Source organism: Streptomyces thermocarboxydus (assembly GCF_024760485.1).
Lineage (GTDB): Bacteria > Actinomycetota > Actinomycetes > Streptomycetales > Streptomycetaceae > Streptomyces > Streptomyces cellulosae.
On the sequence record NZ_CP058273.1, the window covers coordinates 3,947,946 to 3,961,030 of the forward strand.

Below are 13,085 nucleotides of genomic sequence, written 5' to 3' on the forward strand. Positions count from 1 at the left end.
AGCCTGTGGACAACCGGTCGCCGCCGGAACCGATCGCGTTAACATGACGAGAAATCGTCCGGTACCCCGAGCGGACTGGAACGGGAAGGCCGTCGTCGCGTGAACACAACCCCACAGCCCGATCCCCGGGACCGCCCCGCGCGGCTCACCGTCGGCGTCGTAGGCGCCGGACGCGTGGGTCCCGCCCTCGCCGCGTCCCTCCAGCTGGCCGGGCACCGTCCGGTGGCCGTCTCCGCCGTCTCCGACGCCTCCCGCAGGCGCGCCGAGGAGATGCTGCCGGACGTGCCGGTGGTGCCGCCCGCCGAGGTGCTGGAGCGGTCCGAGCTGGTGCTGCTGACCGTCCCCGACGACGCCCTGCCCGAGCTGGTCACCGGGCTCGCCGAGACCGGCGCCGTGCGCCCCGGCCAACTCCTCGTGCACACCTCCGGGCGGTACGGCGCGAAGGTCCTCGACCCCGCCCTGCGCGCAGGCGCGCTGCCCCTCGCGCTGCACCCGGCGATGACGTTCACCGGCACCCCCGTGGACGTGCAGCGGCTCGCCGGCTGCTCCTTCGGCGTCACCGCGCCCGAGGAGCTGCGGCTGGCCGCCGAGGCGCTGGTCATCGAGATGGGCGGCGAGCCCGAGTGGATCGCCGAGGAGAACCGCCCGCTCTACCACGCGGCCCTCGCCCTGGGCGCCAACCACCTGGTCACCCTGGTGGCCCAGTCCCTGGAGCTGCTGCGCACCGCTGGCGTCGGCGCCCCCGACCGGATGCTCGGCCCGCTGCTCGGCGCCGCCCTCGACAACGCCCTGCGCTCCGGCGACGCGGCCCTCACAGGACCTGTCGCCCGCGGCGACGCCGGCACGGTCGCGGCGCACGTCGCCGAGCTGCGCAAGCACGCCCCCGGGACCGTCGCCGGGTACCTGGCCATGGCCCGCGCCACCGCCGACCGCGCCCTCGCCCACGGGCTGCTGAAGCCGGAGCTCGCCGAGCCCCTCCTCGGGGTGCTCGCGGGACCGGCCGACGGCGCCCCCGGAAGCTCCCCGGGGGAGACCCCATGAGCGGTACCGCCCGCACCCCGCACGCCCACCTCACTCGTACGCCCCCGCGCGCGTCCCGGAACGGAGCCGCCCGATGACCGCCACCCTGCTGCGCACCGCCGCCGACCTGCACGCCCGCGCGCGTACCGGCCGCCGTGCCGTCGTGATGACCATGGGCGCGCTGCACGAGGGCCACGCCACGCTGATCCGCACCGCCCGGAAGACCGCCGGACCGGAGGGCGAGGTCGTCGTCACCGTCTTCGTCAACCCGCTGCAGTTCGGCGCGGGCGAGGACCTGGACCGCTACCCGCGCACCCTGGACGCCGACGTGGAGCTGGCCGGGAAGTCCGGCGCCGACGTCGTGTTCGCCCCGTCCGTCGACGAGGTCTACCCGGGCGGCGAACCCCAGGTGAGGATCAGCGCCGGACCCATGGGCGAGCGGCTGGAGGGCGCCGCCCGCCCCGGCCACTTCGACGGCATGCTCACCGTCGTGGCGAAGCTGCTGCACCTCACCCGCCCCGACGTCGCCCTCTACGGGCAGAAGGACGCCCAGCAGCTCGCCCTGATCCGGCGCATGGTGCGCGACCTGAACTTCGGGGTGGAGATCGTCGGCGTGCCCACCGTCCGCGAGGAGGACGGGCTCGCCCTGTCCAGCCGCAACCGCTACCTGTCGCCCGCCGAGCGGCGCACCGCGCTCGCCCTGTCGCAGGCGCTGTTCGCGGGAAGCGACCGGCACGCCGCCCAGGAGGCGCTGCGCGCCCGCGCCCGCGAGGTGCCCGCCTCGCGCGCGCGTGCCGAGGCGCTCAGCGCGATCGGCGAGTCCCGCGCCGCCGCCGACGCGCATGCCGTCGCGACCACCGCCGGCGGACCCGCCGCGGTCCGTGCCGCCGCCCGCCAGGTGCTGGACGAGGCCGCCCGCCTCGACCCGCCGCTCCAGCTGGACTACCTGGCGCTGGTCGACCCGTCCGACTTCACCGAGATCGGCGACGACTTCACCGGCGAGGCCGTCCTCGCGGTCGCCGCGCGCGTGGGCTCCACCCGGCTGATCGACAACATCCCCCTGACCTTCGGAACGTTCGGAGACGCCTCGTGACCACGACAGGCATACGGCTCCACGCCCCCGCCCCCGGGTGGTCCATCGACGCCGACGTGGTGGTCGTCGGCTCCGGCGTCGCCGGGCTCACCGCCGCCCTCCGCTGCGAGGCCGCGGGGCTGACCACCGTGGTGGTCACCAAGGCGCGCCTCGACGACGGCTCGACCCGCTGGGCGCAGGGCGGCATCGCCGCGGCCCTCGGCGAGGGCGACACCCCCGAGCAGCACCTCGACGACACCCTGGTCGCCGGCGCGGGCCTGTGCGACGAGGAGGCGGTGCGCATCCTGGTCACCGAGGGCCCCGACGCCGTACGGCGGCTCATCGCGACGGGCGCGCAGTTCGACGCGTCCACCGACGGCGGCCTGGAACTCACCCGCGAGGGCGGCCACCACCGGCGCCGCATCGCCCACGCGGGCGGCGACGCCACCGGGGCAGAGATCTCCCGCGCCCTGGTCGAGGCGGTCCGCGCGCGGGGGCTGCGCACGATCGAGAACGCGCTCGTGCTCGACCTGCTCACCGACGCCGAGGGCCGCACCGCCGGCGTCACCCTGCACGTCATGGGCGAGGGCCAGCACGACGGCGTGGGCGCGGTGCACGCGCCCGCCGTGGTGCTCGCCACCGGCGGCATGGGCCAGGTGTTCTCCGCGACCACCAACCCGGCCGTCTCCACCGGCGACGGCGTCGCCCTCGCGCTGCGCGCGGGCGCCGAGGTGAGCGACCTGGAGTTCGTCCAGTTCCACCCCACGGTGCTGTTCCTCGGCCCGGACGCGGAGGGCCAGCAGCCGCTGGTCTCCGAGGCGGTCCGCGGCGAGGGCGCCCACCTGGTCGACGCCGACGGCGTGCGCTTCATGCTGGGGCAGCACGAGCTGGCCGAGCTGGCGCCCCGGGACATCGTCGCCAAGGGCATCGTGCGCCGCATGCTCGACAACGACGCCGAGCACATGTACCTCGACGCCCGCCACTTCGGCGCCGAGATGTGGGAGCAGCGGTTCCCGACGATCCTGGCCGCCTGCCGCGCCCACGGCATCGACCCGGTCACACAGCCCGTGCCGGTCGCCCCGGCCGCCCACTACGCCTCCGGCGGCGTCCGCACCGACTCCCACGGCCGCACCACGGTGCCCGGCCTGTACGCGTGCGGGGAGGTCGCCTGCACCGGAGTGCACGGCGCCAACCGGCTCGCGTCCAACTCGCTCCTCGAAGGCCTCGTCTACGCCGAGCGCATCGCCGCCGACATCGCCTCCACCGGCCTCCACGCGCGCGTGCCGCAGCCGCTGCCCACGGCGGAGCGCCCCGCGCACCCGCTCCTCCCGCCCGAGGCGCGCTTCGCCATCCAGCGGATCATGACCCGCGGCGCGGGCGTCCTGCGCTCCGAGGCGTCCCTCGCCGAGGCCGCCGGCCGCCTGCACCGGCTGCACGCCGAGGCGCGCGACGCCCTCGACGAGAACGGCAAGACCGCCGAGCCGGGCGTCGACACCTGGGAGGCCACCAACCTGCTGTTCGTCGCCCGCGTCCTCGTGGAAGCGGCACGCCGGCGCGAGGAGACCCGCGGCTGCCACTGGCGCGAGGACCGTCCCGAGCGCGACGACACGGCATGGCGCCGCCACATCGTCGTACGGCTGAATCCCGACCGATCGCTGGCGGTGCGCACCACCGACACCACAGACTTCCCCCCGACCCTCCCCCAGGCCCAGGAGCAGTGACAGCAGTGACCACCCCCGACCTTCCCCTCGTCTCCTCCGGCGGCTGTGGCGACGGCTGTGCCTGCGGCGCCGGCGAGGAGGATGCCTACCTGGAGTGCGGGCTCGACCCCGCGCTCGCCGAGCTCCTGGCCGACGCGGGGCTCGACCCCGTCGAGGTCGAGGACATCGCCAACGTGGCCCTCCAGGAGGACCTGGCGCACGGCGAGGACGTGACCACGGTCGCGACCATCCCCGAGGACGCCGTCGCCACCGCCGACTTCACCGCCCGCGAGGCGGGCACGGTGGCCGGTCTCCGGGTCGCCGAGGCGGTCATGTCGATCGTCTGCACCGAGGAGTTCGAGGTCGAGCGGCACGTGGAGGACGGCGACCGCGTGGAGGCCGGCCAGGTGCTCCTGTCCGTCACCACCCGCACCCGCGACATCCTCACCGCCGAGCGCAGCGCCCTGAACCTGCTGTGCCGGCTCTCCGGCATCGCGACCGCCACGCGCGCGTGGGCGGACGCGCTGGAGGGCACCAAGGCGAAGGTGCGCGACACCCGCAAGACCACGCCGGGGCTGCGCAGCCTGGAGAAGTTCGCGGTGCGCTGCGGCGGCGGCGTCAACCACCGCATGTCCCTGTCGGACGCGGCCCTCGTCAAGGACAACCACGTGGTGGCCGCCGGCGGCGTCGCGCAGGCCTTCAAGGCCGTCCGCGAGCGCTTCCCGGACGTGCCCATCGAGGTCGAGGTCGACACCCTGCACCAGCTCCGCGATGTGCTGGACGCGGGCGCCGATCTGATCCTGCTGGACAACTTCACGCCCGGCGAGTGCGAGGAGGCCGTGGCCCTCGTCGACGGCCGCGCGGCGCTGGAGGCCTCCGGCCGTCTCACCCTCGCCAACGCGAAGGCGTACGCCGACACGGGCGTCGACTATCTCGCCGTGGGCGCCCTCACCCACTCCTCGCCGATCCTCGACATCGGCCTCGACCTGCGCGCCGCAGAGTAGGACCGGCCATGCTGCTGACCATCGACGTGGGCAACACGCACACCGTTCTCGGCCTGTTCGACGGCGAGGAGATCGTCGAGCACTGGCGCATCTCCACGGACGCGCGGCGCACGGCGGACGAGCTGGCCGTGCTCCTCCAGGGCCTGATGGGCATGCACCCGCTGCTGGGCGAGGAGCTGGGCGACGGCATCGACGGCATCGCCATCTGCGCGACCGTCCCGTCCGTGCTGCACGAACTGCGCGAGGTCACCCGCCGCTACTACGGCGACGTGCCCGCGGTCCTCGTGGAGCCGGGCGTGAAGACGGGCGTGCCGATCCAGTTCGACAACCCCAAGGAGGTCGGCGCCGACCGCATCATCAACGCGGTCGCCGCCAACGAGCTCTACGGCGGTCCGGCGATCGTCGTCGACTTCGGCACGGCGACCACGTTCGACGCGGTCTCCGCGCGCGGGGAGTACGTCGGCGGGGTCATCGCGCCCGGCATCGAGATCTCGGTGGAGGCGCTCGGCGTCAAGGCGGCCCAGCTCCGCAAGATCGAGGTGGCCCGCCCGCGGACGGTGATCGGCAAGAACACGGTCGCGGCGATGCAGTCGGGCATCGTCTACGGGTTCGCCGGGCAGGTCGACGGCGTGGTCAACCGCATGGCGCGGGAACTGGCCGACGACCCGGACGACGTCACGGTCATCGCCACGGGGGGGCTCGCGCCGATGGTGCTGGGGGAGGCGACGGTCATCGACGAACACGAGCCGTGGCTGACGCTCATCGGGCTCCGCCTGGTGTACGAACGAAACGTGTCGCGGATGTAGCGGGTGCCGCTGCAGCTCACGCAGCTGCGGGTCGTGGGTGGCTGGTCGCGCAGTTCCCCGCGCCCCTCAAGGGGCGCCTCCGCTGCCGGCGGCCCCGCCGCAGGGCGGCACGGGCGGGCTCAGCGGCACCTCTTCAACGCCGGGTGCGGGTGGTCCGTGGCTGGTCGCGCAGTTCCCCGCGCCCCTCGAGGGTGTTTCCACCCCGTCCGCCGGAAGGGCCCCGCCCACCCGGGTGGTGAGCGCGCCACGCTGGTGATCTTTGGGCGGATTTGTCTGATTAGCGCGTATCGTCGCCAGCATGCCCACGCCCTACGGATCCCGCGGCGGCCTGGCGTTCGGTGCGGAGGAGCTGCGCGTGCTCCGCCGTGCCCTCGCCCTCGCCCTGCACCCCAGCCCGGCCACGGCCGACGACGTCCAGGACTGCCTGCGCCTCGCCGCCTCCCTCGACGAGGCGACGCGCGAGAGCGCCCGGCTGCGCGCCTTTCTGGTGGCCGACCTCGGCCGCTACCGCGCCGCCCTCCCCGGAACCGCCGCCGGCTATCTCGCGCTCCTGGAGGAGGCGCTGGGCGCCGGATACCGGCCCCAGCCGGACGATCTGGCCGCCCTGCGCGCCCTGCGCGGCAACCCCACCGCCGCCGCCCTGCTGCGGCACTGCGAGCGCGTCCGTCTGACCGCCCTGCCCGGGGGCCTGGCCTCCGAGGGCCAGGGTCAGGAGCAGGGGCAGGCCCAGAGCCAGGAGCGCAGGGAGCCGGAGAAGAAGCCCGAGGAGCGGCCCTCGACGCCCCACCCGGCGCCGAACCCGAGCCCCGCGCCCGCCCCGGGCGCCCCCCGCCCGAGCCGCCGCCCCGTGCCCACGCCCGGCGAGGTCTTCCCCCGGCGCAAACCCGCCACGCCGCCGCCGGACCAGCACCTGGCCGCCGGCTGACCCGTCCCCCTGGCTACCCTGGACGCATGGACTACGTCTCCGCGCTCCTGCCCCCGGTCGTCATGGCCGTCTTCTTCATCGGCGTGATCCGCGTCATCGTGAAGACGCAGGGCGGCGCCAACAAGACCAAGGAGGACGCCGCCGTCGACGCGGCCCTCGCCCGGGCGGACGGCTCGCCCGCCGGCAAGACCGACGCCTGACCGGGACCACCCCGGCCCCTCAGGGGCGTACGACGCACCGTCGTACGCCCCTTTTGTCATGGTTCGCCGGGTATCGCGCCCGTCCGGCACGCCATTGCCGGGATCTCCCACTATTGTTCTGAGTTGTGCCTCGCCCATTGGGAGAACTCGAAGACGCGGTCATGACGCGGGTGTGGAAGTGGAACCGCCCGGTGACCGTTCGGGAAGTCCTGGAAGATCTCCAGAAGGAACGGTCCATCGCGTACACCACGGTGATGACCGTTTTGGACAATCTCCATCAGAAGGGCTGGGTGCGTCGCGAGTCGGAAGGGCGCGCCTATCGATATGAGGCCGTCTCCACTCGCGCCGCCTACGCCGCCGCCCTCATGAACGAGGCGTGGTCGCGGAGCGACAACGCCGCCGCGGCTCTCGTCGCCTTCTTCGGCATGATGAGCGAGGAACAGCGGCAGGCTCTCCAGGACGCCATGCGGATCGTCCAGCTCCCGCAAAGCCCCGAACCCGACGCCGACAACCCCGGCACTCCCGGTGAGAAGCCCGACCAGAACCCCGACGAGAACCCCGCCTCTCGCGACGAGCCCGGCGGGCGATAGCGTCCGTCCATGTCAGCAGACAGCCCCGAAGTCACCGCGAATGCCCTCACCGTGCGGCGGGCCCGCACCAGCGATGTGCCGGCCGTACGCCGCCTCCTCGACGTCTACGTCCGTGAGGGCATCCTGCTCGACAAAGCCACGGTGACGCTTTACGAGGACATCCAGGAGTTCTGGGTCGCGGAACGGGACGACAACGCGGAGGTCGTCGGCTGCGGCGCCCTGCACGTGATGTGGGAAGACCTCGCCGAAGTCCGCACTCTCGCCGTGAAGCCGGGCCTGAAGGGCGCCGGCGTGGGCCACCGCCTGCTGGAGAAGTTGCTGCAGACGGCCCGCTGGCTCGGTGTTCGGCGTGTTTTCTGTCTGACCTTCGAAGTGGACTTCTTCGGCAAGCACGGCTTCGTGGAGATCGGTGAGACGCCCGTCGACCGCGATGTGTACGCGGAGTTGCTGCGCTCCTATGACGAGGGTGTCGCGGAGTTCCTGGGTCTCGAACGCGTGAAACCGAACACCTTGGGCAACAGCCGGATGCTTCTGCATCTGTGATCTGTGTCAGGACGCCTATGCGGGTGCCCTATGTCCGAAACGCGCATGTTTCCGGGGTGTGCGCCGGCCCCTGTCCTCTGCCGGGGGTTTGTGTTTTTACGGCAAAAGCGGTTTGCTTTCCGAGGTACTGCAGTACTGCATATAACAAGGGGCGGCGATACGGCGGACGCCGGCTCACCCCGGCCCTCAAGTTATCGATGAAAGGAAATCCGGTGGCACAGAAGGTTCAGGTCCTTCTTGTCGACGACCTCGACGGCGGCGAGGCGGACGAGACCGTGACGTTCGCGTTGGACGGCAAGACCTACGAGATCGATCTCACCACCGCCAACGCGGAGAAGCTCCGCAGCCTTCTCGAGCCTTACGTGAAGGGCGGTCGTCGTACCGGGGGCCGCGCTTCGGGCGGGCGCGGAAAGGCGCGTTCCTCCTCGGGCGGCAGCCAGGACACCGCGGCCATCCGCGCCTGGGCCAAGGAGAACGGTTACGAGGTGAACGACCGCGGCCGCGTCCCCGCGTCCATCCGCGAGGCCTACGAGAAGGCCAACGGCTGACCCACGCCGTGCACGGCGGCGCCCGCACCGGAGCGCCGCAGGCGTACGCGGTGGATCTGCGTCGCCACGGTGTTGACCAGACGTACGAGGTCCGGGGGGCCGTCACCGACCCCTCGCGCACTCCTCGTGCCCATCGCCGACAGCGTCGGCAGCGAGGCCTCCGCCTCGCGACCCGGCTCGGGGGGCCGCAGCCACACGGCGGCCCCCTGCGGACAGTCCCGGCGCCCGTGGCCGGCACTCCCCGCGGCCGGGTGTTCACGCGGTACGTCCGGCCCTGGCCCGGCGGTCCGCGTCCCGGCGGTCCACGGGGCGGGGGCGTCCATGAGGCGGCCCTCGCCGAGCGCCCTCAGGTCGAGGCCGAGACCGCCCCACTCCAGCCAGTCCAGCAGGCCCGGCAGCTCGTCGGCGCCTCCCGCGGCGACCAGCAGCCGCATCCTGTCCCCCTGGACGGCGACCGGGAAGCCCTCCGCGGCCCCGCCCAGCCGCTCCAGCGCCGCGCGGCCCGCCTCCGCGGGCACGTCCAGGACGTCGAAGCGCACGCCCACCAGCAGCCGCGGCGGAACACCGGGCACCGTGGGCCATCCCAGGACGTTCTCGTACCAGAGGCGCGTCCGGTCGGTCTGACGCCCCTCGCTCCCCTCGCGGGCCGGCGGGACCGGCCGGCGGGGCGACGGGAGGGCGGCGGAGCGGATACCGGCCATGCCCGGGGCAACGCACGACGTACCCTCGGGTTACGCTGGGTGTCTGTACGAATGCGCACGGTGTCGAACAAGGGGGCGCTCGGGGGTGAAGCGGGGCGCAAGGTTGTTCGCCCGTAGCGGAGGGAACCCGTGCACTCGGCATGGACGGTCCGTCGCAGCGGGTAAGACATCCCTAGTGGAAGGGGGCGACACGCAGGGCGGGACGGCTGCCGTTCGCCACGGGCGTACTTGCGAAGGGGGTAACTGCCTGGCCTGCGGGAACATCGTCTCGCACCATCGGGTTGGAGCAGATGTCGGCGTGAGCGGGGTCAGGAGGCCATCGACGGTGTCGGCAGTTGGAATGAGCGGTCCCCGCTTGCGGGACTAAGCTGCGGAAGGACAGGGAGGGGAAGTTCCCTTCACTGCCTGACCGCTCTGAGGAGCGATTAACGATGTTCGAGAGGTTCACCGACCGCGCGCGGCGGGTTGTCGTCCTGGCTCAGGAAGAAGCCCGGATGCTCAACCACAACTACATCGGCACCGAGCACATCCTCCTGGGCCTGATCCACGAGGGTGAGGGTGTCGCCGCCAAGGCCCTTGAGAGCCTCGGGATTTCGCTCGAGGCGGTCCGCCAGCAGGTGGAGGAGATCATCGGGCAGGGCCAGCAGGCCCCGTCGGGTCACATCCCCTTCACCCCCCGTGCCAAGAAGGTCCTGGAGCTGTCGCTCCGCGAGGCCCTTCAGCTGGGCCACAACTACATCGGCACGGAGCACATCCTGCTCGGCCTGATCCGTGAGGGCGAGGGCGTCGCCGCCCAGGTCCTGGTCAAGCTGGGCGCTGATCTGAACCGCGTGCGGCAGCAGGTGATCCAGCTGCTCTCCGGTTACCAGGGCAAGGAGACCGCCACCGCCGGCGGTCCTGCGGAGGGCACGCCTTCCACGTCCCTGGTCCTCGACCAGTTCGGCCGGAACCTCACCCAGGCCGCTCGTGAGTCCAAGCTCGACCCGGTCATCGGGCGCGAGAAGGAGATCGAGCGGGTCATGCAGGTGCTGTCCCGCCGTACCAAGAACAACCCGGTGCTGATCGGTGAGCCCGGCGTCGGCAAGACCGCCGTCGTCGAGGGCCTCGCCCAGGCGATCGTCAAGGGCGAGGTGCCCGAGACCCTCAAGGACAAGCACCTCTACACCCTGGACCTCGGCGCCCTGGTGGCCGGCTCCCGCTACCGCGGTGACTTCGAGGAGCGCCTGAAGAAGGTGCTCAAGGAGATCCGCACCCGCGGCGACATCATCCTGTTCATCGACGAGCTGCACACGCTGGTCGGTGCGGGCGCCGCCGAGGGCGCGATCGACGCGGCGAGCATCCTCAAGCCGATGCTGGCCCGCGGCGAGCTCCAGACCATCGGTGCGACCACGCTGGACGAGTACCGCAAGCACCTGGAGAAGGACGCGGCCCTCGAGCGCCGCTTCCAGCCCATCCAGGTCGCCGAGCCGTCCCTGCCGCACACGATCGAGATCCTCAAGGGCCTGCGCGACCGCTACGAGGCGCACCACCGCGTCTCCATCACGGACGAGGCGCTGGTCCAGGCCGCCACCCTGGCCGACCGGTACATCTCGGACCGCTTCCTGCCGGACAAGGCGATCGACCTGATCGACGAGGCCGGTTCCCGGATGCGCATCCGCCGGATGACCGCGCCGCCGGACCTGCGCGAGTTCGACGAGAAGATCGCCGGCGTCCGCCGCGACAAGGAGTCCGCGATCGACTCGCAGGACTTCGAGAAGGCCGCCTCGCTGCGCGACAAGGAGAAGCAGCTCCTCGCCGCCAAGGCGAAGCGGGAGAAGGAGTGGAAGGCCGGCGACATGGACGTCGTCGCCGAGGTCGACGGCGAGCTGATCGCCGAGGTCCTCGCGACCGCCACCGGCATCCCGGTCTTCAAGCTGACCGAGGAGGAGTCCAGCCGCCTGCTCCGCATGGAGGAGGAGCTGCACAAGCGGGTCATCGGCCAGGACGACGCCGTCAAGGCGCTGTCCAAGGCGATCCGCCGTACGCGCGCCGGTCTGAAGGACCCGAAGCGTCCGGGTGGCTCGTTCATCTTCGCCGGTCCGTCCGGTGTCGGTAAGACCGAGCTGTCCAAGGCGCTCGCCGAGTTCCTCTTCGGTGACGAGGACGCGCTGATCTCCCTCGACATGTCGGAGTTCAGCGAGAAGCACACGGTGTCGCGTCTCTTCGGTTCGCCCCCCGGCTACGTGGGCTACGAGGAGGGCGGCCAGCTGACGGAGAAGGTGCGCCGCAAGCCGTTCTCGGTCGTCCTCTTCGACGAGGTCGAGAAGGCCCACCCGGACATCTTCAACTCGCTGCTGCAGATCCTGGAGGACGGTCGTCTGACCGACTCCCAGGGCCGGGTCGTGGACTTCAAGAACACGGTCATCATCATGACGACCAACCTCGGCACCCGGGACATCTCCAAGGGCTTCAACCTGGGCTTCGCCGCCGCGGGCGACACGAAGACCAACTACGAGCGCATGAAGAACAAGGTCTCGGACGAGCTCAAGCAGCACTTCCGGCCCGAGTTCCTCAACCGCGTCGACGACGTGGTGGTCTTCCCGCAGCTGACCCAGGGCGACATCCTGCGGATCGTCGACCTGATGATCGACAAGGTGGACGAGCGCCTGAAGGACCGGGACATGGGCATCGAGCTCTCCCAGTCCGCCAAGGAGCTGCTGTCCAAGAAGGGCTACGACCCCGTCCTGGGCGCCCGGCCGCTGCGCCGGACCATCCAGCGGGAGATCGAGGACTCGCTGTCGGAGAAGATCCTCTTCGGCGAGCTGCGTCCCGGTCACATCGTGGTCGTGGACACGGAGGGCGAGGGCGAGAACCAGACCTTCACCTTCCGCGGCGAGGAGAAGTCGGCCCTGCCCGACGTCCCGCCGATCGAGCAGGCGGCCGGCGGCGCCGGTCCGAACCTGAGCAAGGACGCGTAAGCGCCCAGCCTCACGGCCTGTGAAAGGGGCCGGCACCCGCGAGGGTGCCGGCCCCTTTCGTATGTCCTGGGGTGGTCAGGAGAGCTGGCCGTCGTAGTCCGGGAGCTTGAAGGTGCGCTCGGCGTGGCCGCCGGAGAGGTCGGTGGCGCTGTTGCCGATGTTGGCGATGATCGTGTAGCCCTTGCGCTCGATGTCGATCCGCTGCGCGGTCTTGTACTCGGCGACGTTCCGGAAGAGGTCGATGAAGCCCCGGACGTACAGTCCTGAGGACTCGTAGCCGGCCCGGTCGAGGTTCCACTCCGTGGGCGCGTAAATGATGCCGGGGCGGGCCGTGACGAAGAACAGGTCGACGCCCCGCTCCTCGGCGTAGCGGGCGACCTCCAGGACCGGCTCGTTGGCGGGCTGCGGGAAGCTGAACCCGAAGTCGGTCTCCAGGGCGGTGTTGTCGATGTCGAGGACGATCGCCTGCTTCTCGCCCGGACGGGCGGCGGCGATGCGCTGCTTCACATAGGGCAGGGCCTGGTCCATGACGGCCCGGCAGTCGCGCTGCCAGGTGTCGTAGTCGACGTCCGCCGCGAGGGCGGGGGCGGTGGCCGGGAGCGCGGCGGTGGCCGTCGTGGGGGCCGCGGAGGCGGGTGCGGCCTCCGCGGGGGCGGCGAGGGCCATAAGGGCGGTCGCGGAGACGGCGGTCACCGATACGCGGCGCAACCAGGGGCGTCGGCTTCTCATGTCGTGGGGGTCCTCTCACGTCCGTGACGCTGCCAACATGTCGTGTGCATGCTCGTGGGCGAGGGTGACGTGAGGTGAACCGTAGGGTTACCGGGCGGTAGGCGGCCAGAGGCCTGCGCCACATTTCTCCGCCTGCTTTTTCACTCCCCCGGTGACGTGCCGCACAGGAGCTACGTCACGTACGACCCGGAATAGTAGGGGGGCACCGAAACTACATCGGACATTCCGGGAGATAGCGCGCTCGATCGGCTTGAAATGGGGCTTTCGGCCTCTGTGAGCCAGGTCTCAGA

13 protein-coding genes are annotated in these 13,085 nt (G+C 71.8%); 11 read left to right on the plus strand and 2 right to left on the minus strand.

What is annotated here, in order from left to right; all coding sequences use genetic code 11:
- Positions 1-99 precede the first annotated feature (99 nt).
- The 10 genes from AY578_RS18220 (at position 100) to AY578_RS18265 (ending at position 8,408) form a co-directional block, all read left to right on the plus strand.
- Positions 100-1,041: a Rossmann-like and DUF2520 domain-containing protein gene (locus AY578_RS18220; protein ID WP_026244107.1), complete on the plus strand. Its 942-nt coding sequence runs from the start codon at positions 100-102 to the stop codon at positions 1,039-1,041.
- 73 nt (positions 1,042-1,114) lie between these two features.
- A complete protein-coding gene (panC, locus tag AY578_RS18225; RefSeq protein ID WP_028959447.1) occupies positions 1,115-2,113 on the plus strand; it encodes a pantoate--beta-alanine ligase in 999 nt (332 codons plus the stop codon).
- Positions 2,110-3,813 (plus strand): L-aspartate oxidase, encoded by a 1,704-nt coding sequence (locus AY578_RS18230; protein WP_019526713.1) that lies wholly within the window; start codon positions 2,110-2,112, stop codon positions 3,811-3,813. Before panC ends, AY578_RS18230 begins: the two co-directional genes overlap by 4 nt.
- Before the next feature lie 5 nt (positions 3,814-3,818).
- Positions 3,819-4,796 (plus strand): carboxylating nicotinate-nucleotide diphosphorylase, encoded by a 978-nt coding sequence (gene nadC / locus AY578_RS18235; RefSeq protein ID WP_136238726.1) that lies wholly within the window; start codon positions 3,819-3,821, stop codon positions 4,794-4,796.
- A gap of 8 nt (positions 4,797-4,804) precedes the next feature.
- Complete coding sequence (locus AY578_RS18240; RefSeq protein ID WP_019526711.1) at positions 4,805-5,602, plus strand: type III pantothenate kinase; 798 nt, start codon at positions 4,805-4,807, stop codon at positions 5,600-5,602.
- Positions 5,603-5,900: 298 nt separating this feature from the next.
- Complete coding sequence (locus tag AY578_RS18245) at positions 5,901-6,527, plus strand: hypothetical protein (protein ID WP_161108975.1); 627 nt, start codon at positions 5,901-5,903, stop codon at positions 6,525-6,527.
- A 26-nt stretch (positions 6,528-6,553) separates the two neighbouring features.
- The gene (locus tag AY578_RS18250; protein WP_019526709.1) at positions 6,554-6,727 is read left to right on the plus strand and encodes a hypothetical protein; all 174 of its coding nucleotides are present in this window, start codon (positions 6,554-6,556) and stop codon (positions 6,725-6,727) included.
- A 161-nt stretch (positions 6,728-6,888) separates the two neighbouring features.
- The gene (locus tag AY578_RS18255) at positions 6,889-7,317 is read left to right on the plus strand and encodes a BlaI/MecI/CopY family transcriptional regulator (protein WP_020700202.1); all 429 of its coding nucleotides are present in this window, start codon (positions 6,889-6,891) and stop codon (positions 7,315-7,317) included.
- A 9-nt stretch (positions 7,318-7,326) separates the two neighbouring features.
- Positions 7,327-7,860 carry an amino-acid N-acetyltransferase gene (locus tag AY578_RS18260; RefSeq protein WP_026244105.1) on the plus strand — a complete coding sequence of 178 codons (534 nt, stop codon included), beginning with the start codon at positions 7,327-7,329 and terminating at the stop codon, positions 7,858-7,860.
- A gap of 212 nt (positions 7,861-8,072) precedes the next feature.
- Complete coding sequence (locus AY578_RS18265) at positions 8,073-8,408, plus strand: histone-like nucleoid-structuring protein Lsr2 (protein WP_019526706.1); 336 nt, start codon at positions 8,073-8,075, stop codon at positions 8,406-8,408.
- On the opposite strand, the gene AY578_RS18270 is transcribed toward AY578_RS18265, so the two are convergent.
- On the minus strand, positions 8,387-9,109 hold the full coding sequence (locus tag AY578_RS18270) for an SCO3374 family protein (protein ID WP_258903016.1): 723 nt from the start codon (positions 9,107-9,109) through the stop codon (positions 8,387-8,389). The two genes, AY578_RS18265 and AY578_RS18270, sit on opposite strands and share 22 nt — an antisense overlap.
- 431 nt (positions 9,110-9,540) lie before the next feature.
- On the opposite strand from AY578_RS18270, the gene AY578_RS18275 reads away from it, so the two are divergent.
- A complete protein-coding gene (locus AY578_RS18275) occupies positions 9,541-12,066 on the plus strand; it encodes an ATP-dependent Clp protease ATP-binding subunit (RefSeq protein WP_019526704.1) in 2,526 nt (841 codons plus the stop codon).
- A 75-nt stretch (positions 12,067-12,141) separates the two neighbouring features.
- On the opposite strand, the gene AY578_RS18280 is transcribed toward AY578_RS18275, so the two are convergent.
- Positions 12,142-12,795: an HAD family acid phosphatase gene (locus AY578_RS18280; protein WP_136238725.1), complete on the minus strand. Its 654-nt coding sequence runs from the start codon at positions 12,793-12,795 to the stop codon at positions 12,142-12,144.
- Between the last annotated feature and the right edge of the window lie 290 nt (positions 12,796-13,085).